This is a genomic window from Ramlibacter sp., assembly GCF_028291745.1.
Classification (GTDB): domain Bacteria; phylum Pseudomonadota; class Gammaproteobacteria; order Burkholderiales; family Burkholderiaceae_C; genus Ramlibacter.
In genome coordinates this window covers 1-20,067 of the sequence record NZ_JAQGNQ010000092.1, presented here as the reverse complement: position 1 = coordinate 20,067, position 20,067 = coordinate 1, and the positions used below count along the sequence as shown (strand labels likewise).

Here is a 20,067-nt window from a genome sequence, read left to right as displayed (position 1 = left end):
TCCGAGGCAGCGTGGATTGCGGGTCAAGCCCGCAATGACATGTTCGCTGCGGGTCCGGGCCGCAATGACCTCCGGATTACGGGCGGATGGTGCGCTTCTCGATGCGCTTCTCGGGGCTGGCATTGAGCACGATGCGGTGCACGTAGATGCCGGGCAGGTGGATGTCGTCGGGGGCGAGCTCGCCCACTTCGACGATCTTCTCCACTTCGACGATGCACACCTTGCCGGCCATGGCGGCGGCCGGATTGAAGTTGCGCGCCGTGAGGCGAAAGCGCAGGTTGCCGCTCTTGTCGGCGACGTCGGCCTTCACCAGCGCGACGTCGGGCACCAGCGAGCGCTCCATCACGTAGGTCTCGCCGTCGAATTCGCGCAGCTCCTTGCCCTCGGCCACCAGCGTGCCGACACCCGTCTTCGTGAAGAAGGCCGGAATGCCCGCGCCGCCGGCGCGCAGCTTCTCGGCCAGCGTGCCTTGCGGGGTGAATTCCAGCTCCAGTTCGCCCGCCAGGTACTGGCGTTCGAACTCCTTGTTCTCGCCCACGTACGAGGAGATCATCTTCTTGATCTGCCGCGTCTGCAGCAGCTTGCCGAGGCCGAAGTCGTCGATGCCGGCGTTGTTGGAGATCGCGGTCAGGTCCTTGGCGCCACTGGCGCGCACCGCCTCGATCAGCGCCTCGGGGATGCCGCACAGCCCGAAGCCGCCGACTGCCAGCAGCTGGCCGGACTTGACGACGCCGTCGATCGCCGCCGCCGCGTTGGGATAAATCTTGTTCAAGCGAGTCTCCTCGGAAACAGCAGGCCCACCGGGCGGGCCGCATGCAGCGCTACGATACTACCTATGATGTTACGTAGTAATCCCTAGAGATCCGCCCGGATGGACCTCGATTACCGGCTTGCATTCGAGCTCGCGCCCGTCGGCCTGTGCCTGTCGCGCAACCGCGTGATCGTGGACTGCAACCAGCAGCTGTGCGAAACCTTCGGCTGGTCGCGCGAGACGCTGACCGGCCAATCGTTCCTGGTGCTGTATCCCAGCCCCGAGGAATACGAGCGCCTGGGCCAGCGCATGATCCCGATCCTGAATGCCAAAGGCCACTACGGCGACGACCGCATCATGAAGCGGGCGAACGGCGAGGTGTTCTGGTGCCACGTGACCGGCCGCGCCTTGAACCGCGCCGCGCCGCACGCGCAGGGCATCTGGGCTTTCGAGGACCTGAGCGCGCAACGGCCGGTGAAGGCGGAATTGACGGCGCGCGAGCGCGAGGTGGCGGCCCGCCTGCTCGACGGCCTGACCTCCAAGGAAATCGGCAAGACCCTGGCCATCAGCCACCGCACCGTGGAAATCTATCGCGCGCGATTGATGCGCAAGTACCGCGCGAACACCACGGCGGATCTGGTGCACAAGTTGATGGCGGGGTCGTGAATGCAAGCTGGGGTGGCCCGCGGCCAGCCCAGCCTACATGCGGGCCACTCGTAGGCTGGACTGCGCAACGCGCACCCGAGCTTGCAACCTCATTTCGCGTCGATCACTTCCGCCGCCGTGCGGAACGCATCGAGCGTCGCCGGGAACCCGCAATACACGCTCGCGTGCAGGAATATCTCCTGCAGTTCCTCCGGCGTCACGCCGTTGTTCAAGGCGCCGCGCACGTGGATCTTCAGCTCGTGCATCTTGCCCAGTCCGACCAGCATCGCGACCGTGACGATGCTGCGCGTGCGCAGGTCCAGCCCGGGACGCTGCCAGGTGTTGCCCCAGGCATGCTTGGTCACCAGTTCCTGCAGCGGCGCGGTGAACGGCGTGACCTTGGACAGCGACGCGTCGACATAGGCGTCGCCCAGAACCTTGCGGCGCGTGGCCAGGCCGGCCTGGGTTTCGGGGTCGTTGGACAGCAGCGGCATGGGCGTTCCTCCAATGAAGAAGCCGGGAGCATACGCCGGCGCGTTTCGGAAGCCATCTGCCCAAGCAGGGTCACGGTCGAGGCGTCCTCGTGTGGCTTGCGTATCGGGGATCAAGGGGTCGGCTGCTGGAGAAGGAGACCGGAAGTGGGAGACCTTGAACATCCACGACGGCTTGGGCGATGTGTTCGTCCAGGACGTGCTGCGCGTGGGTCGCCGGTGAGCTGGCGGGCGAACACCGACAGCAAGTGGCCGCGTCCCGTCCCGAGCCTCGTACCAGATGCTGCCCTTCGCTTGTGCGCAACTGCAGATTTGCAGCTCGGTGAATCGGGGACTTCTCATCCGGCGCCGGAGGGGCGCTCCCATGCACAACCGACAAGATGCTGCGCAATGCCAGGCGACTGTATTCTGCGCGTGACGCTTTTCAGGAAAGAGACGCAGCATGATGTTGCGGCAGTGTCGATAGTGGGCAAGTGCGGGTTCGCAGCTTCGCGAAATATGGATCTCTTCTCCGGCCCATGGAGGAAAATGAGTTCCTGAATCAACAATCTGCCGCACCGCCGCGGACTGCCTGATCGCGCGTGTGCGGGGCTTCAGGTTTGGGGGCGGTAGACATTACAGTTAGACCTCACGGAGAGGCTTGTGGCAGATCTCAAGCGATTCGAAGTACCAGCGCAGCTTCAGCCTGCCTTGCGGCTCTATCGTCGTCTTTGGTTGTCGCGGATCGATCTGGAAGAGGCTCGTGACGTAGGCTCAGAGCTGTTGGTGCGGAAGATCGCACTGCCACGGAGCAAGCCCATGTCTGGCCTCCTCTTGGCACTGAACACAGCTCTCGTCGTATCGTACGCACGGCCATTCGTCAGCTCCCGTGGCACTTCGGTGGCCGAGAAGGCACTTCCTGGGTCGCTTCTACGCTCCTTCACATCCGAAGAGCGTGAGTTTCACGAGTTGCTGATTCAGCTCCGGAACAGGGAAGTTGCTCACACTGATGCCGACTACCTTGAACTGGAAATTGAGGTGTTCGAAGACGGCGACGGGGGAATCTTCCGAGCTATTAGGGCGCCGATTCGAAGGCCCGCTCTGCGCGTACTGCTGCGTATGATTGCGAAGCTCGAACGAGCGATCGAGACCCGTTGCGAAGAACTGCGAAGCACGCTTCCGCAGAACGTGTGGATGTAGGAGGAGCGGTGAGGTCTAACAGGTCCTTCGACACGGACACGCAGCGGCATTGCGCCGCGAGGCGTGCTGGTGAGCGTACGCCCCGCTGCGCAATGCCACTGCGTGCCGGTCAAACTCCGACCTTAAATCTCACGGGCAGCGCTGCGCTTGACCCGAAGGTTATTGTAGCTACAATAACCAATGCGCGTGACCTACGATCCCGAGAAGCGTGACTTGACGCTTCGGGAGCGAGGCCTCGATTTCGAAGACGCAGCAGTCGTATTCGAAGGCGTGACGCTGGAGGTCGAAGACGCGCGCAAGGACTATGGTGAGGCCCGGATCATCTGCTATGGGCGCCTGGCTGGTCGCATGGTGGTCGTGGGCTACACACCGCGTGGCGCGGATCGTCACGTCTTCAGCATGAGGAAAGCCAATGCCCGCGAGCAGGCCCGCATCGCGCCGCTCCTTGAAGTCTGATCTTGCGCGCGTGGATGCGCACCGGATCAGGAAGAGCGAGTACGAGGAGCTCCCTGAACTCGACGAGGAGATGCTGGCGCGCGCCAAGATCAGCAAGGGAGGCCGTCCGCCTTCCGAGAACCCTCGTAAGCAGCTCACACTGCGGCTCCCGGCCGATGTGATCGAACGTTGGAAGGCGACTGGCCCTGGTTGGCAGACCCGGATGGCCGAACGTTTGAGCAAGGTGCGGTGAGACTTAACCCAGCCAAGGAGACCGCCATGGACCGCTACCCCATGCCCGAACTGAAGGACCTGCCCGAGGACATGCGCCAGCGCATCCTGGAGGTGCAGGAGAAAAGCGGCTTCGTGCCCAACGTCTTCCTGGCGCTGGCCCGCCGCCCGGCCGAGTGGCGCGCCTTCTTCGCCTACCACGATGCCTTGATGCTCAAGGAGACCGGCTCGCTCACCAAGGGCGAGCGCGAGATGATCGTCACCGCCACCAGTGCCGCGAACCAGTGTCTCTATTGCGTGGTGGCGCATGGCGCCATCCTGCGCATTTACGAGAAGAAGCCGCTGGTGGCCGACCAGGTCGCCGTGAACTATCGCAAGGCCGACATCACGCCACGCCAGCGCGCGATGCTCGACTTCGCGATGAAGGTGTGCCTGCGCTCGCACGAGATCGACGATGCCGACTTCGCCGCGCTGCATCCGCACGGCTTCGACGACGAGGACATCTGGGACATCGCCGCGATCACCGCCTTCTTCGGGCTGTCGAACCGCATGGCGAGCTTCTCGAACATGATGCCGAATCCGGAGTTCTATCTCCTGGGCCGCATCCCCCGCGAAAAGAAATCATAGGCAGGACGAGCGGTGGGATGCCCACCCTACAGGAGAATTTGTACGGTGGGTGGCGCGCAGCGCACCCCACCGCGGCAGCCCTTCAAGGCCCATACCGCAGCATCTTCCCATCGTCCGTCAGCAGGTACAGCGCCCCGTCCGGCCCTTGCACCACGTCACGCATGCGCTCGTGGCGCTCGAACAGCAGCCGCTCCTGGCGCGTGATGGTGTTGCCATCCAGGGTCAGCCGCCAGAGTGCCGTGCCGGCCAGCGCGCCGACGAAGAGGTTGCCCTTCCACTGCGGCACCGCATCCGAGTCGTAGAAGGTCATGCCGCAGGGCGCGATCGACGACTTCGCCGCGCCATCGCCCGGCCAGGCGGAGCCGTCGATCTCCACCCACACCCAGGCCGGCGGCTCGGTGCCCGCCAGCGAGGTGGGTGCCACCGGCGTGTGCGTACCGTATTCCTGGCTGAAGCTCGTGATCGGCCAGCCGTAGTTGCGGCCCGGCTGGATGCGATTGATCTCGTCGCCACCGCGCGCGCCGTGTTCGCTGATCCAGAGTTCGCCGGTCGCGGGATTCAGCGCCGCGCCCTGCGGATTGCGATGGCCAAAGCTGTACAGGTGCGGCTGCGCGCCCGGCTGCCGCCACACCGGATTGCCGGGCGCAGGCGCACCGTCGGTGGTGATGCGCGCCACCTTGCCGTCGCCGCGCGTGACGTCCTGCGCGTTCTGGCGGTTGACGAAGTGATCGCCGAGCGTGACGAAAAGATTGCCCGTGCGATCGAACACCAGCCGCGACCCGAACTGCAGGTTGGACGCCACCTTCGGCGTCTGCCGGTAGATGACGGTCACGCTGGCGAGCGACCGCGTCTGCGGATCGAGCACCGCACGCGCGACCGCCGTCCCCATGAGCGTCTCGTCCCTGGCATCGCGCTCCGAGTAGCTCAAGTAGATGCGGTGGTTCTGTTGGTAGCCGGGATCGATCGTCACGTCGAGCAGTCCGCCCTGCCCTTCGAACGCCACCGCCGGAACGCCACTGACGGTGCCCAGCACGGTGCCACTGGGCTGCAGCAGTTTGAGCGTGCCGCCGCGCTCGGTGACCAGCATGCGGCCGTCCGGCAGGAAGGCCATGCCCCAGGGATTGTCGAGATGGGTCGCGCGTTCCGTCACGTGCACGGTGACGGCCTGAGGTGCAGGCGAGGGCGCGGTTGCCGGTGCGGCTGCACGTGCGGGTACAGCGGCCGGCGCCGCCGCGGCGGTACTGCCACCCGCGGCACCGCCGCAGCCGTTGACCAGTACGGACAGCGCGAACAGCGCAGCCAGCGGAGCGATGCGGAGCGGGGAGGTGTCCATGCCCCAATCTACCTGCGCCCGGGCACGCAGGCGCTTGCGCGTTTCGAGAAGTACTGCGCCAGTGCAGCGGCCGCCCAGTGGCTCAGGCGATCAGCGCGCGGAACCACTCCGGCATAGGCACCGACTTCTGCCGGGGGAAGTCCACCCATACCGTGGTGGCACCGCCTGAGGCGTACACCGTGCCCTCGTCGTCGGCGCGTTCGATGGTGGCCCAGCTCTCGAAGCTGCTGCGGCCCGGATCGCTGGCGTACATGCGCACGACGATGTCGCCGGGGTACTCCAGCTGCTGGTGGAAGTTGCAGAAGGCGTTGACGATCACCGGCCCTTCCCCCTGCGGGTTGGGTGCGCAGCCGATCTGCGCGAGCCAGTCGATCCGCGCCACCTCGAGATAGCGGAAGTAGACCGTGTTGTTGACGTGCGCCATCGCGTCCATGTCGCCCCAGCGGATCGGCATGCGGGCGGTGTGCACCAGTTTCTTGCGGGCGGGCAGCTCCAGCTTCATCGCGCTTCAGAGGCTGAAGCCGTCGTCCGCCGAAATGACTGCGCCGTTCACGAAGTGGCTGCGGTCCGAGGCGAGCATCAGCAGCAGCGCGTCGAGGTCCTCGGGCTTGCCGACGCGCTTGCGCGGCAACATCTGCACGAGCTTCTGCCCCTGCTCGGTGTGCCAGTGATGGTGGTTGATCTCGGTGTCGATGTAGCCGGGGCAGATGGCGTTGACGTTGATGCCGAAGCGGCCCCACTCCAGCGCGAACGCCTTGGTCATGTGGATCACCGCCGCCTTGCTGGTGGCGTACACGCCGATCTGCGGCAGCGGCCGCAGGCCGGCGGCCGAGGCGATGTTGATGATGTGGCCGCCGGTGAAACTGCCCGGCGCCGAACCACGGGCGCGCGCCAGCATGCGCTTGCCCACTTCCTGCGCGACGAAGAAGGCGCCCCGCACGTTCGTGTTGAACACGAAGTCGAAGTCTTCCTCCGTCACGTCCTGGATGCGCTGCGTGGTGCTGACCCCGGAGTTGTTGACGAGGATGTCGATGGAGCCCATCTCGGTCTCCGCATGCGCCACGGCGGACTTGATGGAGTCGACGTCGGTCACGTCCAGCAGCACCACGTGCGCGTCGCCGCCCTCGCCCTCGATCTGCGCGCGCAGGTCCTTCAGCTTCTCGAGGCGCCGTGCGGCCAGCACCACCGCCGCGCCGGCGCGGGCCAGCGTCCGGGCGAACTGTGCCCCGAGGCCGCTGGAAGCGCCGGTGACGAAGGCGACACGCCCGGACAAGTCGATGCTGTAGCTCACGGAAACTCCTTGGGGAGAAAGAAATAGCACGATCGTTCGCCCGCCCTGCGCGGCCGCATAGAATGTGCGGCTGCCGCGCGGTGGCTGCGACCCGAACGTGCGAACCATTATCGACGACACCCATGACGCAAGAAGAAATCCTGGCCCGGTACGGACCGCGCGAAGCGATGGAATACGACGTGGTGGTGGTCGGCGGCGGGCCCGCCGGCCTGGCCACCGCCATCCACCTGAAGCAGCTCGCGCAGCAGGACGGCAAGGAGATCTCCGTCGTCGTGCTGGAGAAGGGCTCCGAGCCCGGCGCACACATCCTGTCCGGCGCCATCGTCGACCCGATCGCGCTGACTGAACTGATCCCCGACTGGAAGGAAAAAGGCGCGCCGCTCAACGTGCCCGTGAGCGAGGACATCTTCCTCTTCATGAACGAGAAGGGCGCCCGGCGCGTGCCCAACTTCCTGTTGCCGCCCAACTTCGGCAACCACGGCAACTACATCGCCAGCCTGGCCAACGTCGTGCGCTGGATGGCGCAGCAGGCCGAGGCGATCGGTGTCGAGATCTTCCCCGGCTTCCCGGCAGCCGAAGTCCTCTACAACGAGGACGGCTCGGTCAAGGGCGTGGCCACGGGCAACATGGGCATCGGCAAGGACGGCGAGCCCACCGACAACTTCCAGCTCGGGATGGAGCTGCATGCGAAGTACACGATCTTCGCCGAGGGCTCGCGCGGGCACCTGGGCAAGCAGTTGATCGGCCGCTACAAGCTCGATGACGGACGCGATCCGCAGAGCTACAGCATCGGCATCAAGGAAGTGTGGGAGATCGACGCTTCGCGCCACACGCCGGGCCTGGCGCTGCACGGCGCCGGCTGGCCGCTGGACGAGATGACCTACGGCGGCTCCTTCATGTACCACATGGAGGACAACCAGGTCGCGATCGGCTTCGTCGTCGGCCTCGATTACGCGAACCCGTATCTCTCTCCTTTCGAGGAATTCCAGCGCTTCAAGACGCATCCCAACATCCGCTGGTACTTCGACGCCGGCAAGCCCAAGCGCCTGGGCTATGGCGCCCGCGCGCTGACGGTGGGCGGCATCCTCTCGCTGCCCAAGCTGGTGTTTCCCGGCGGCGCGCTGGTGGGCGACGACGCCGGCTTCCTGAATGCGTCGCGCATCAAGGGCAGCCATGCGGCGATCAAGACCGGCATGCTGGCCGCGCGCGCGGCCTTCGAGGCGGTGCAGGCGGGCCGGCACCACGACGAGCTGGCGGCGTATCCGCATGCCTTCGAGCATTCCTGGCTGTACGCGGAATTGAACAAGGCGCGCAACTTCAAGCAGTGGTTCAAGAAGGGCCTCTCGGTCGCGACCGTGATGACCGGCATCGAGCAGTTCGTGCTGCGCGGAAGCATCCCCTGGACGCTGCATCGCGCCAAGCCGGACCACGTCTATCTGAAGCCCGCCTCGGAGTGCAAGCCCATCGTCTATCCCAAGGCCGATGGCAAGCTGACCTTCGACCGGCTCTCCTCGGTGTTCATCTCGAACACCAACCACGAGGAGAACCAGCCCGCGCACCTGACGCTGAAGGATCCGACGATTCCGGTGAACGTCAACCTGGCGAAGTACGCGGGCCCGGAGAGCCGCTATTGCCCGGCGGGCGTGTACGAGTTCGTGCCCGCCGAGGGCGGCGGCGAGCGCCTGCAGATCAACGCGCAGAACTGCGTGCACTGCAAGACCTGCGACATCAAGGACCCGACGCAGAACATCGTGTGGGTCACGCCGGAAGGCGGCGGCGGGCCGAATTACACAAACATGTGAGTGGGATAATCGGTGGAGTGATCGGATGTAGTGGATGTCCAGTGGATGTCATCCCGGGCTGCTGGACGTCATGCCGCTGGATGTCATCCCGGGCTTGACCCGGGATCCATGCGGCGGTCCTCCAGGCGCCGTCGTGGATTGCGGGTCAAGCCCGCAATGACATCCAGGCACATCCAGGGACATCCGCGCGATGAATTCCCCGAGCCCCAACCCCGCACAAGCCATGAACTCTCACCCCCTCCTCTCCCGCCGCAACGCCCTCCTCGCCTGCGCCCTCGCGCTCGCTTCGTCGGCCTCCTTCGCCGCCTGGCCCAACGACAAGATGCCCATCAGGCTGATGGTGCCGTGGCCGGCCGGCGGCGCCACCGACCAGATCGGTCGGCTGCTGACGCAACCGCTGTCCGAGGCACTCGGCGTTCCCGTGATCGTCGAGAACAAGGGCGGCGCCGGTGGCGTGATCGGCACGCAGCAGTTCGTCAAGGACAAGCCGGACGGCCACAGCATCCTGCTGGCCACCAGTTCCACCAATGCCGCCGCACCGCACCTGTACGCCCGCCTGGGCTACGAGCCGATCACCGACTTCACGCCGGTGGTGTCGCTGTGCGAGATCCCCAACGTGATGGTGGTGCCGGCCAAGTCGCCCTGGAATTCGCTGCACGACGTGGTGGCCGCCGCCAAGAAGGATCCCGGCAAGTACACCTACGGCTCCGCGGGCATCGGCGGCTCGCAGCACCTCGCGGGCGCGCAGTTCAAGACGGCGGCCGGCATCGACATCCGCCACATCCCGTACAAGGGCAGCGGCCCGGCGGCGCAGGACCTGATCGCCGGCCACATCGACATGATGCTGGACACCGGCTCGCTGGGCAGCATCCGCGGCGGCATGCTCAAGCCGCTGGCGGTCGCCTCCGAGAAGCGCCTGCCCGCGCTGCCCAAGGTGCCCACGTTCAAGGAGGCGGGCACGCCCATGCTCGCCTCGGCCTGGTACGGCCTGATGCTGCCCGCGCATGCGCCGGCGGAAGTGGTCACGCGCCTGAACACCGAGGTCAACAAGATCCTGAAGAACCCCGAGATCCACCAGCGGCTGGTGGACATGGGCGCCATCGTCATGGGCGGCTCGGCGGAGGAATTCGCGAAGTTCTCCGCTTCCGAAGTGAAGCGCTATGAAGGCATCGTGCGCGACTCCGGCGCGCCCAAGGAGTAAGGCCCCCGGCCGGCTGCGCGGATGAGCAGCCGGCAGCGCCGGCGAGCCGGGCAGGCGGGCAGCACGACCGCGCCCATCGTGTGTACGATGGTCTTCCGCCCTGTGGAGCACACGTGTCCGCGCCCGAACCAGAGCTACAGAAGACACCCCTGCACGCGCTGCACCTGGAACTCGGTGCGCGCATGGTCCCTTTCGCCGGCTACGCCATGCCGGTGCAATATCCCGCCGGCCTGGTCGCCGAGCACCGGCACACGCGCGCCAGCGCCGGCCTGTTCGACGTCTCGCACATGGGCCAGCTGCGGCTGGTCGGGCCCGCCGCGGCCGCTGCCTTCGAGACGCTGATGCCGGTCGACGTGATCGACCTCGCCCCCGGTCGGCAGCGCTATGGCCTGCTGCTCACCGACGAAGGCACGATCCTCGACGACCTGATGTTCGCCAACCGCGGCGGCGAGCTGTTCGTGGTGGTCAATGGCGCCTGCAAGGTGGCGGACCTCCAGCACATCCACGAACGCATCGCGAGCCGTTGCGAGGTGCTGCCGCTGCCCGATCGCGGCCTGCTCGCCCTGCAGGGGCCGAAGGCCGTCGATGCCTTGCAGCGCGTGCTGCCCGGCGTCGAGAAGCTGGTGTTCATGACCGGTGCCGGCCTGCAGTGGCAGGGTGCCGAACTGTTCGTCACGCGCAGCGGCTACACCGGCGAAGACGGCTTCGAGATCTCGGTGCCGGCCGCACAAGCGCAAGCGCTGGCGCGCGCGCTGCTGGCCCAGCCCGAGGTGCAACCGATCGGCCTGGGCGCGCGCAATTCGCTGCGGCTGGAGGCAGGACTGTGTCTGTACGGCAATGACATCGACACCACGACCACGCCGGTCGAAGCGGCGCTGAACTGGGCGATCCAGAAGGTGCGCCGCAGCGGCGGTGCGCGCGCGGGTGGCTTCCCCGGTGCGGAAAAGGTGCTGGCGCAACTCGCTGGCAGCGAGCCGATCGCCCGCAAGCGCGTGGGCCTGAAAGCGCTGGAGCGCATCCCGGTGCGCGAGCACATCGAGCTGCAGGACACGCAGGGCCTGCGCATCGGCGAGGTCACCAGCGGCCTGCTGGGTCCATCGATCGAGCAACCGATTGCGATGGCCTATGTCCCGCCGCAGTTCGCCGCGCCCGGCACCCGCGTGCACGCGGTGGTGCGCGGCAAGATCGTTCCCATGGAGGTGAGTCCCATGCCCTTCGTTCCCAACCGTTACTACCGCGGCCCGGCCGCCTGAGGAGAGACCCATGACCGTCAAGTACACGCCCGAGCACGAGTGGATCCAGCTGGAGGACCACGAGGCCGCCGTCGTCGGCATCACGCTGCATGCGCAGGACGCACTGGGCGACGTGGTGTTCGTGGACCTGCCGGACGTGGGCAAGAGCTACGCGAAAGGCGAGGTGGCGGGCGTGGTCGAATCGGTCAAGGCCGCGGCCGACGTGTTCATGCCGATCGCCGGTGAAGTGACCGAAGTCAACGAGGACCTGCGCAACGATCCCTCGATGGCCAACAAGGACCCCATGGGCAACGGCTGGCTGTTCAAGATCCTGATCAAGGACATGGCCGAATTCGACGTGCTGATGGACGCACCGGAATACGCGAAGTTCGTGAAGGCGAATGCGTGACCACACGAAGACGGCAAGGGATGTCATCCCGGGCTTGACCCGGGATCCATCGCCGCGGTGGATTGCGGGTCGAGCCCGCAATGACATCCAATGCAGGAAGTACGAATGCTGATGCAATCCGCCCCACCGCTGCGCGAGCTGGAAAACCACGACGAGTTCATCCCGCGCCATATCGGCATCTCGCAAGCCGACGAGCGCCACATGCTCTCGGTGATCGGTGAGGCTTCGCGGCAGGCGTTGGTGGCGGGCATCGTGCCGCGGGCCATTGCGCGGGCGACCGCGATGCGCCTGCCTCCGCCGGTGACCGAGGCTGCGGCACTGGCCGAACTGCGGGCGATTGCGCAACGCAACCAGGTCTTGCGCAGTTTCATCGGCCAGGGCTATCACGGCACCCACACGCCTGGCGTCATCCTGCGCAACATCCTGGAGAACCCGGCCTGGTACACCGCGTACACGCCCTACCAGGCGGAGATCAGCCAGGGCCGCATGGAGGCGCTGGTGAATTTCCAGACGATGGTGTGCGACCTCACGGCCATGCCCATCGCCAACGCCTCGATGCTGGACGAAGCCACTGCCGCGGCCGAGGCGATGACGCTGGTGCGCCGCATGGTCAAGAGCCGCAGCGACGTCTTCCTGCTCGCAGGCGACTGCCATCCGCAGACCATCGAAGTGGTCCGCACGCGCGCGGCGCCCCTGGGCATTCGCGTGGTCGTCGCGAACTCCGCGCAGGAATGGCAGGACGCCGTGGCGGGCGAACTGTTCGGCGCCCTGATCCAGTACCCGGCCAGCAGCGGCTGGATCATGGACTGGCGCCCCGAGGTGGAGAAGATCCACGCCAAGCAGGCGGGCGTCGTTTTCGCCGCCGACCTGCTCGCGCTGACGCTGCTGGTGCCCCCCGGCGAGATGGGCGCGGACGTGGTGGTCGGCACCACGCAGCGCTTCGGCATGCCCATGGGCTGCGGCGGGCCGCATGCGGGCTACCTGGCCTGCCGCGATGAATACAAGCGCTCGCTGCCGGGCCGGCTGGTGGGCGTGAGCGTCGACACGCATGGCAATCCGGCCTATCGCCTTGCCCTGCAGACGCGCGAGCAGCACATCCGCCGCGAGAAGGCGACCTCCAACATCTGCACGGCGCAGGTGCTGCCCGCCGTGGTCGCCAGCATGTATGCGGTCTATCACGGACCGCAAGGGCTCACGCGCATCGCGCAGCGGGTGGCCGCGTACACGGCCATCCTCGCGAAGGGCTTGCAGGAGCTGGGCTACACCGCGCACCATCACGAAAGCGCCTTCGACACGCTGTCGCTGCGCACCGGCGAGGCGACGCAGGCGCTGGTCGCCAAGGGCCACTCGCTGGGCGCGAACCTGCGCATCGCCTGGGACGAGTACATCTGCATCTCGCTGGACGAGACGACCACGCGCGCCGACGTCGAACTCGTGTGGCGGATCTTCGCGCAGCCGGGGCAGGCCGTCCCGCAGTTCACCGCGTTCGAACAGGGCATCGCGCCGCTGATCCCGCAGGCGCTGCGCCGCACCAGCGCCTTCCTCACGCACCCGGTCTTCAACACGCATCACAGCGAGACCGGCATGCTGCGCTACCTCCGCAGCCTCGCCGAAAAGGACCTCGCGCTGGACCGCAGCATGATCCCGCTGGGCAGCTGCACGATGAAGCTCAATGCCACCAGCGAGATGATCCCCATCACCTGGCCCGGGTTCGCCAACGTGCATCCGTTCGCGCCGCGCGACCAGCTGCAAGGCTATGCCGAACTCGACCGGCAACTGCGCGCGTGGCTGTGCGAGGCCACCGGCTATGCCGGCGTCAGCCTGCAGCCCAATGCCGGCTCGCAGGGCGAATACGCCGGGCTGCTGGCGATCCGGGCGTGGCACGCGAGCCGCGGGCACGCGCATCGCAACATCTGCCTGATTCCCTCGTCGGCGCACGGCACCAATCCGGCCAGCGCGCAGATGGCCGGCATGCAGGTGGTGGTGACGGCCTGCGACGACAAGGGCAACGTCGACCTGTCCGACCTGCAGGCGAAATGCGAGCAGCACAGCGAGCAGCTTGCCTGCATCATGATCACCTATCCCAGCACGCACGGCGTGTTCGAGATGCAGGTCAAGGAACTGTGCGAGCTGGTGCATCGCCACGGCGGCCGCGTGTACGTCGACGGTGCCAACATGAATGCCCTGGTGGGCGTGGCGGCGCCGGGCGAATTCGGTGGCGACGTGAGCCACCTGAACTTGCACAAGACCTTCTGCATACCGCACGGCGGCGGCGGACCGGGCGTGGGCCCGGTGTGCGTGGTGGCGGACCTCGTGCCCTTCCTCCCCGGCCACCACGCCGGCGGATTGCCGGACCATGGCGTCGGTGCGGTCTCGGCGGCGCCGCTGGGGAATGCGGCGGTGCTGCCGATCAGCTGGATGTACTGCCGCATGATGGGCGCAGCAGGCCTGACGCAGGCCACCGAGGTCGCGATCCTCAGCGCCAACTACATCAGCGCGCGCTTGCGCGAGCACTATCCGACGCTGTATGCGAGCGCCAACGGGCACGTGGCCCACGAATGCATCCTGGACCTGCGGCCGCTGAAGGAATCGAGCGGCGTGCTGGCGGAGGACGTGGCCAAGCGATTGATCGACTACGGCTTCCATGCGCCCACCCTCAGCTTCCCGGTGCCGAACACGCTGATGGTGGAGCCGACCGAGAGCGAGACGCTGGAGGAAATCGACCGCTTCTGCGAGGCGATGATCGCGATCCGAGGCGAGATCCGCCGCATCGAATCGGGCGAATGGCCGCAGGACGACAACCCGCTGAAGAACGCGCCCCACACCGCGGAGGCCTTGCTCGAGTCCGAGTGGCCGCATCCTTATCCGCGCGAGCTTGGGGCAGCGATGGCCGACCCGAAGACCGGGTCGGGCCGCCAGTTGAAGTATTGGCCGCCGGTGGGGCGGGTCGACAACGTCTACGGGGACAGGAACCTGTTCTGCAGCTGCGTGCCGATGGCGGCGTACGAGTGACCGGCGCACGGATGTCATCCCGGGCGCAGCGCATGTCGTCGCGGGCGCACCGGATGTCATCCCGGGTGCAGAGGATGTCATCGCGGGCGCATTGGATGTCATCCGGGGCTGTTGGATGTCATCCCGGGCTTGACCCGGGATCCATGCGGCGCTGATGCAGGCGCCGTCGTGGATTGCGGGTCAAGCCCGCAATGACATCCACAACTACACGAACCCGCTCACGCCCATCGCATGACCCTCATCCTCACCGTCGCCCTCGGCGCCGCCCTCGCCGGCTTTGTGCAGGGTCTCTCCGGTTTCGGTTTCGGCCTCACCGCCATGGCGCTCTGGGCCTGGACGCTCGACCCGAAGCTTGCCGCCACGCTCAGCGTCGTCGGCTCGCTCACCGGCCAGGTGCTGGCCGCTGTCACGGTGCGGCGCGGCTGGGACTGGCGCGCGCTGCAGCCCTTCGTGGCCGGCGGCCTCGCGGGACTGCCCCTGGGCCTGTGGCTGCTGCCGCGACTGGACGTCCCGCTCTTCAAGCTGGTGCTCGGGGTGATGCTGATGATCGTCTGCCCGCTGATGTTTTTCGCGTCACGGCTGCCGCGCGTGGCTGGCAGCCGCGCGGGCGATGCGCTGGCGGGTGTCGCCGGCGGTGTGATGGGCGGCCTGGGCGGCTTCACCGGCGTCGTGCCGACGCTCTGGTGCACGATGCGCGGCTTCGACAGGGACCGGCAGCGCGCCATCATCCAGAACTTCAACCTGGCGCTGCAGGTGGTCACCTTCGCCAGCTACATCGGCAGCGGGATCATCGAGGCCCGCATGCTGCCGCTGCTGGCCATCGTGCCGCCGGCCGTGGTGATCCCCGTGCTCCTGGGCGCCCGCGTGTACCTCGGGATCAGCGACACCGGCTTTCGCAAGCTGGTACTCGGGCTGCTGGCGGCCAGCGGCATCGCCTTGCTTGCCTCCGCCCTGCCCGTGCTGCTGGCACGCTGGGCCGGCGGCTGAAGGCTGCGCATCTCCCTGCGCGCACCGGTTCTTGAAACCGCCGGCAGCCGCCCCTAATTCGGGATCGGCCGGACGTGCCAGAAAGGAGAAACTTCATGAGTCCCCTGTTCCGTTCCTCCGCCGACCTGTTCGCGGAACTCAACCGAATGCAGTCCCTGTTCGACCAGGTGTTCCCCACGCCGGGCAGCAGCATCCGCTCCGGCGCCGGCAGCGGCTTCCCCGTGCTGAATGTCGGCACCACCCCGACCTCGGTCGAGGTCCAGGCGCTGGCACCGGGCCTGGATCCCGCCAGGCTCGAGATCACGGTCGACCGCGGCCTGCTGGTCATCGCCGGCGAGCGCGCCAGCGAGCTGCCCGCGCAGGGCGAGCGCACCAGCGTCTATGCCAACGAGCGCTTCACCGGCCGCTTCCGGCGCGTGGTGAGCCTGCCTGAGGATGCCGACCCGGCGCGCGTCGAGGCGAGCTACCGCGATGGCCTGCTGCGCATCAGCGTGGCCAAGCGCGAGTCCTCGCTGCCCCGCCGTATCGAAGTGAACTGAAGGAGAAGATGCCATGAACAACGCAGTCCAGACCGCTACGTCCGCCCAGCCGGGCGAGGCGGCCCTGACGCAGGAAGGCAAGCTGCGGCAGCCGCCGCAGGAGCGCTACGTCGTGCCGCCGGTGGACGTGTTCGAGAACGACCACGCGATCACGCTGCTGGCCGACCTGCCCGGCGTGACGCGCGAGCAATTACAGCTGCGCGTCGACGGCGACAACCTGCTGCTGGAGGCCACCGCCGCCGCCGCCGGCCCGCAGAACATGGAGCTGGTGTACGGCGAGGCGCAGTGCCCGGCCTATCGCCGGCAATTCACCCTCAGCCGCGAGCTGGACACCTCGCGCATCGACGCGCAGCTGCGCGAGGGCGTGCTGCGCCTGACGATCCCGAAGGCGGAGGAGGCAAAGCCGCGGCGCATCGATGTGCGGGCGGGCTGAAGCGCAACACACCGGCCGCGCACGTTAGGCGGCCGGCTTGCCTCGGTGCACAATCAATCCGCGGGGGAAAGCGGCACACACGATGCTTGCGCGCCCGCGAGGGAGATGTCGTTGGCGCTCAAGGCTTTTCTTGTGGAAGACCAGCCCGCCCTGCGCGATAGCCTGCTCGAGGCGCTGGCGGAAATCGGTGGGATCGAAGGCGCCGGCTGGGCGGCCACCGAGCCATCCGCGCTGGCCTGGCTGCGCGATCCCGCGCATCACTGGGACATCGCCATCGTCGACCTGGTGCTGGAGCGCGGGGGCGGCAGCGGCTTCGGCGTGCTGCAGGGCCTGCGCGAGCGCCCGGTGACGCAGAAGGTGGTGGTGCTCACCGGCACGGCCGATCCGCAGGTGCGCCGGCGCTGCGAAGAACTGGGCGCCGACGGCGTGTTCGACAAGGCGATGGAGACCGAGGCGATGCTGGATTACTGCGTCGCCCTGGCGCGCGCCGCAGGCGGGCATTAGCGGCGTCGTGGCCCGGTGGTGGGGTGCGCTATGCGCATCCCACCCTACCTCGGTGCGTCGCGTAGGGTGGGATGCGCGTAGCGCACCCCACCAGGCATCACTGGCCCGTCGCCAGCTGCCGCAACGCCTGCTCGAACACCTCCGGCGGCTGGCCGCCCTGGATCAGGTGGCGGCCGTTCACGATCACCGAGGGCACCGCATGGATGCCCAGGCCCTGGAAGTGCGCTTCGCGCTTGCGCACCTCGTCGGCATAGCGGTCGCTGGCCAGCACCTCCTTGGCCGCATTACCGTCCAGCCCCACGGACGCCGCGACCTCCGCCAGCACGGCGTGATCCGCCGGACTGCGGCCTTCGCCGTGATACGCCTCCAGCAGCGCCATCTTGAGGTCGCGCTGCTGTTGCGCGCCCTGCTCGCCGGCCCACACCAGCAGCCGGTGCGCATCGAAAGTGTTCCAGACCCGCCCGCGCCCTTCTTTGCGGAACTGGAAGCCGACGGCCGCACCGCGATCGGCGATGCCGGCGCGCGACTGCGCCTGCTGTTCGGGCGTGGAGCCGTATTTCTGGGTGAGGTGCTCGCTGGCGTCCTGCCCCTGCGGGCCCATCTGCGGATTGAGCTCGAAGGGTTGGAATTCCATCTCGAAGGCGACCTGCCCCTGCAGGTTCTGCAAGGCGCGTTCGAGCGAGGCGAGGCCGACGGCGCACCAGGGGCACGCCACGTCGGAGACGAAGTCGATGTGAAGGGGCTGGCTCATGCCGCCCATTCTGCGACTTCGCGCCGCACGCCGCTCGCCGCCCCCTCAATTGCCCACGGAGCCGGTGACCGGCAGCACGATGCCCGTGATGTAGCTGGAACACGCGGGGGCTGCCAGGAACACGTAGGCCGGCGAGAGCTCCTCCGGCTGCGCCGCGCGCTTGAAGTCGGTCTGCTTGCCGAATTCGACGATCTCCTGGCTGCTCTGGTCGGCCGGATTCAGCGGCGTCCACACCGGCCCGGGCGCCACGGCATTCACGCGGATGCCCTTCTCCAGCACGCTGGAGGCGAGCGACATGGTGAAGGCATGGATCGCGCCTTTGGTGGCCGAGTAGTCCAGCAGGTTCTTGCTGCCCTTGAGTCCGGTGACCGAGCCCGTGTTGATGATGGACGAGCCCTCTTTCAGGTGCGGCAGCGCGGCCCGGGCCATGCGCATGTAGCCCATGATGTTGGTGGTGAAGGTCTCCAGGATGCGCTCGTCGGTGATGTCGGCCAGCGAGTGCGCGTGCTCCTGGAAGGCGGCATTGTTCACCAGGATGTCGAGCTTCCGGAACTCGGCGACCGTCTTGGCAACGGCCTCCTCGCAGAACTTCGGGTCCTTCAGGTCGCCGGCGATCAGCAGGCAGCGGCGGCCCTCCTGCTCGATGCAGCGTTTGGTCTCCTGCGCATCGTCGTGGGAGGCGAGGTAGACGATCGCCACGTCGGCACCTTCGCGCGCATACAGCACGGCCACCGCGCGGCCGATGCCGGAGTCGCCGCCGGTGATCAGAGCCACCTTGTCCTTGAGCTTGTCGCTGCCGCGGTAGTCCGGCGCCATGAAGCGGGGCTTGAGCTCCATGTCGACCTCCTGGCCGGGCTTGGTCAGGTGCTGCGAGGGGAAGTCGCTCGGGTACTTCTGGGCGCTGGTCTGCGGCGGGCCGCTTTCCTTGCCGCCGCTTTCCCTGGGTTCCTTGCGGTCCTGTTCGCGCTGTATGTCGCGCTGCTTTTCAGCCGCGGCTTCGTTGCTGGTGCTGCGGGCCTGGTCTTTCGCAGCGGGCTTGTTGTCCATCGAGGGCTCCTGTGGCAAACCTCGATGGTGCGGCGTGCCCGAAGGCAGGCGCCGCGGACAAGCGCGGACTGGCCTGTAGTCGAGGGCCTACGCTCAGGTCGCGGTGATGTTCCTTTCGCGCAGGTAGCGTTCAACGTCGGCGACTTTGTGGCCGGCGTGGTGGACGGCACTGCGCAGCTGGTCCATGCTGACGTCGAAGATGCGGCACCAGAACTGCACGTCGGTCTGGCTGGTCAGGTCGATCACGCGGGCGCTCTCGGCCGGGCTCGGGCTGTTTTCCATGGGTTTTTCTCCTTTGCCTGGAGCCCCGATGATGCCGCGCAAGCGCGGAATGCGGGGCCGCCCGACAGCGCAGTCAGCCGTGGGACGAGGACGACTCCCGTGCCGTGCGACGCCGCGCCGCAACGGCCGCGTAAGCCTGCCGCTCGAAGTGATTCTCGCGATACGGATTGCGGCCGCGCAGCAACTGCAGCAGGCTGGACAAGGCATAGGCCGGCAGGAACAGCGGACCCCAGCGCTCGTACTGGCGCACGTGCACGTGCTCGTGCAGGCGCAGCTGGGCCAGCGCAGACCGGTCCACCGCCAGAATCACGTGGCCCAGCGTCATGGCCGAAAAGCCGAAGGGCTGCGGCACGCGCGCCATGCGCTTGCCGATGTGGCCGCCACAGATCTCCAGCACGCCGTGGTGCCGGCGCGCGCTTGCGCCGCAGAGCATCGCCACGGCACCCAGCAGCAATCCGGCCAGCGTGTACGGCGCGGCCCAGAGGTAGCGAAGGAGGCGGGATCCCCTGACCATGCCCGCATTGTGGCGCGGGCCGCGCAATCGTGCTGGAGCGCGGGGCCCGTCATGGCGTCGGACACAGGATGTCATCCCGGGCTCGACCCACTGCTGTCCGGAATAGCAGGTTCCAGCATGTCCCTGTTCAGACACCGGAACAGGCCCGGTCGTTCAGGAGACTTCACAAAGGCGCTGGTGCCAGTCCGTCACGATGAGCGACCGGGGCGGCAAAGCCGCATGCGGGCGGGCTGCGGCGCGCGGCGGGGCGTCCCGATCGCGCCAGGCGCGATCGGGCAAACCTGCGCTGGCCGGTCTTGCGGCCCCCGCGGCCGAACTCGCTGCGAGTTTGACTGCTGCGCAGCCAAACTCTCCGCTCGATCACACGTCCG

Annotated in this window: 23 protein-coding genes; 14 read left to right on the top strand and 9 right to left on the bottom strand. The window is 67.3% G+C overall.

The genetic code is table 11. The features are described 5' to 3' along the window. Positions 1-76: 76 nt before the first annotated feature. On the bottom strand, positions 77-772 hold the full coding sequence (locus tag JWP60_RS17225; protein ID WP_299794049.1) for a CoA transferase subunit A: 696 nt from the start codon (positions 770-772) through the stop codon (positions 77-79). A 99-nt stretch (positions 773-871) separates the two neighbouring features. On the opposite strand from JWP60_RS17225, the gene JWP60_RS17220 reads away from it, so the two are divergent. Next, on the top strand, positions 872-1,417 hold the full coding sequence (locus JWP60_RS17220; protein ID WP_299794047.1) for a LuxR C-terminal-related transcriptional regulator: 546 nt from the start codon (positions 872-874) through the stop codon (positions 1,415-1,417). A gap of 89 nt (positions 1,418-1,506) precedes the next feature. Here JWP60_RS17220 and JWP60_RS17215 read toward each other — a convergent pair whose 3' ends face one another. After that, a complete protein-coding gene (locus JWP60_RS17215) occupies positions 1,507-1,890 on the bottom strand; it encodes a carboxymuconolactone decarboxylase family protein (RefSeq protein WP_299794044.1) in 384 nt (127 codons plus the stop codon). Between the two features lie 639 nt (positions 1,891-2,529). Here JWP60_RS17215 and JWP60_RS17210 point away from each other — a divergent pair. The 4 genes from JWP60_RS17210 (at position 2,530) to JWP60_RS17195 (ending at position 4,359) form a co-directional block, all read left to right on the top strand. Next, complete coding sequence (locus tag JWP60_RS17210) at positions 2,530-3,066, top strand: hypothetical protein (protein WP_299794041.1); 537 nt, start codon at positions 2,530-2,532, stop codon at positions 3,064-3,066. 180 nt (positions 3,067-3,246) lie between these two features. Further along, the gene (locus tag JWP60_RS17205) at positions 3,247-3,522 is read left to right on the top strand and encodes a BrnT family toxin (protein ID WP_299794039.1); all 276 of its coding nucleotides are present in this window, start codon (positions 3,247-3,249) and stop codon (positions 3,520-3,522) included. Then, positions 3,512-3,754, top strand: coding sequence for a BrnA antitoxin family protein (locus JWP60_RS17200; RefSeq protein WP_299794037.1), 243 nt, complete (start codon positions 3,512-3,514; stop codon positions 3,752-3,754). The genes JWP60_RS17205 and JWP60_RS17200 overlap by 11 nt, the downstream gene beginning before the upstream one ends. A 26-nt stretch (positions 3,755-3,780) precedes the next feature. After that, the gene (locus JWP60_RS17195) at positions 3,781-4,359 is read left to right on the top strand and encodes a peroxidase-related enzyme (protein ID WP_299794035.1); all 579 of its coding nucleotides are present in this window, start codon (positions 3,781-3,783) and stop codon (positions 4,357-4,359) included. 82 nt (positions 4,360-4,441) lie between these two features. On the opposite strand, the gene JWP60_RS17190 is transcribed toward JWP60_RS17195, so the two are convergent. The 3 genes from JWP60_RS17190 to JWP60_RS17180 all read right to left on the bottom strand — a co-directional run bounded on the left by JWP60_RS17190 (position 4,442) and on the right by JWP60_RS17180 (position 6,983). Further along, positions 4,442-5,692: a PQQ-dependent sugar dehydrogenase gene (locus JWP60_RS17190; protein WP_299794032.1), complete on the bottom strand. Its 1,251-nt coding sequence runs from the start codon at positions 5,690-5,692 to the stop codon at positions 4,442-4,444. A gap of 82 nt (positions 5,693-5,774) precedes the next feature. Next, a complete protein-coding gene (locus tag JWP60_RS17185; RefSeq protein ID WP_299794029.1) occupies positions 5,775-6,194 on the bottom strand; it encodes a thioesterase family protein in 420 nt (139 codons plus the stop codon). Positions 6,195-6,200: 6 nt separating this feature from the next. Then, positions 6,201-6,983 (bottom strand): SDR family oxidoreductase, encoded by a 783-nt coding sequence (locus JWP60_RS17180; protein WP_299794026.1) that lies wholly within the window; start codon positions 6,981-6,983, stop codon positions 6,201-6,203. A gap of 122 nt (positions 6,984-7,105) precedes the next feature. Between JWP60_RS17180 and JWP60_RS17175 the strand changes: the two genes are divergently transcribed. The 9 genes from JWP60_RS17175 to JWP60_RS17135 all read left to right on the top strand — a co-directional run bounded on the left by JWP60_RS17175 (position 7,106) and on the right by JWP60_RS17135 (position 17,102). Continuing rightward, positions 7,106-8,785: an electron transfer flavoprotein-ubiquinone oxidoreductase gene (locus JWP60_RS17175; protein WP_299794023.1), complete on the top strand. Its 1,680-nt coding sequence runs from the start codon at positions 7,106-7,108 to the stop codon at positions 8,783-8,785. Between the two features lie 223 nt (positions 8,786-9,008). After that, complete coding sequence (locus JWP60_RS17170; RefSeq protein ID WP_299794020.1) at positions 9,009-9,986, top strand: tripartite tricarboxylate transporter substrate binding protein; 978 nt, start codon at positions 9,009-9,011, stop codon at positions 9,984-9,986. 113 nt (positions 9,987-10,099) lie between these two features. Continuing rightward, complete coding sequence (gene gcvT / locus JWP60_RS17165; RefSeq protein ID WP_299794017.1) at positions 10,100-11,239, top strand: glycine cleavage system aminomethyltransferase GcvT; 1,140 nt, start codon at positions 10,100-10,102, stop codon at positions 11,237-11,239. A 10-nt stretch (positions 11,240-11,249) separates the two neighbouring features. Then, entirely contained in the window at positions 11,250-11,627 is a 378-nt protein-coding gene (gene gcvH / locus JWP60_RS17160; protein ID WP_299794014.1) for a glycine cleavage system protein GcvH, read from the top strand. A 105-nt stretch (positions 11,628-11,732) separates the two neighbouring features. Further along, positions 11,733-14,639, top strand: a complete 2,907-nt coding sequence (gene gcvP, locus JWP60_RS17155) for an aminomethyl-transferring glycine dehydrogenase (protein ID WP_299794011.1) — start codon at positions 11,733-11,735, stop codon at positions 14,637-14,639. Between the two features lie 231 nt (positions 14,640-14,870). Further along, entirely contained in the window at positions 14,871-15,626 is a 756-nt protein-coding gene (locus JWP60_RS17150) for a sulfite exporter TauE/SafE family protein (protein ID WP_299794008.1), read from the top strand. 95 nt (positions 15,627-15,721) lie between these two features. Beyond that, positions 15,722-16,165: an Hsp20/alpha crystallin family protein gene (locus JWP60_RS17145; RefSeq protein WP_299794005.1), complete on the top strand. Its 444-nt coding sequence runs from the start codon at positions 15,722-15,724 to the stop codon at positions 16,163-16,165. 13 nt (positions 16,166-16,178) lie between these two features. Further along, positions 16,179-16,598 (top strand): Hsp20/alpha crystallin family protein, encoded by a 420-nt coding sequence (locus tag JWP60_RS17140; RefSeq protein WP_299794002.1) that lies wholly within the window; start codon positions 16,179-16,181, stop codon positions 16,596-16,598. 111 nt (positions 16,599-16,709) lie between these two features. Next, positions 16,710-17,102 carry a response regulator gene (locus tag JWP60_RS17135; RefSeq protein ID WP_299793999.1) on the top strand — a complete coding sequence of 131 codons (393 nt, stop codon included), beginning with the start codon at positions 16,710-16,712 and terminating at the stop codon, positions 17,100-17,102. Between the two features lie 97 nt (positions 17,103-17,199). Here the strand turns inward: JWP60_RS17135 and JWP60_RS17130 are convergent, their stop codons facing one another. The 4 genes from JWP60_RS17130 to JWP60_RS17115 all read right to left on the bottom strand — a co-directional run bounded on the left by JWP60_RS17130 (position 17,200) and on the right by JWP60_RS17115 (position 19,696). Then, positions 17,200-17,853 (bottom strand): DsbA family oxidoreductase, encoded by a 654-nt coding sequence (locus tag JWP60_RS17130; protein ID WP_299793996.1) that lies wholly within the window; start codon positions 17,851-17,853, stop codon positions 17,200-17,202. Positions 17,854-17,898: 45 nt separating this feature from the next. Continuing rightward, positions 17,899-18,900: an SDR family oxidoreductase gene (locus JWP60_RS17125; protein WP_299793992.1), complete on the bottom strand. Its 1,002-nt coding sequence runs from the start codon at positions 18,898-18,900 to the stop codon at positions 17,899-17,901. A 93-nt stretch (positions 18,901-18,993) separates the two neighbouring features. Next, a complete protein-coding gene (locus tag JWP60_RS17120) occupies positions 18,994-19,182 on the bottom strand; it encodes a DUF3606 domain-containing protein (protein WP_299793989.1) in 189 nt (62 codons plus the stop codon). 73 nt (positions 19,183-19,255) lie between these two features. After that, a complete protein-coding gene (locus JWP60_RS17115; protein ID WP_299793986.1) occupies positions 19,256-19,696 on the bottom strand; it encodes a signal peptide prediction in 441 nt (146 codons plus the stop codon). Between the last annotated feature and the right edge of the window lie 371 nt (positions 19,697-20,067).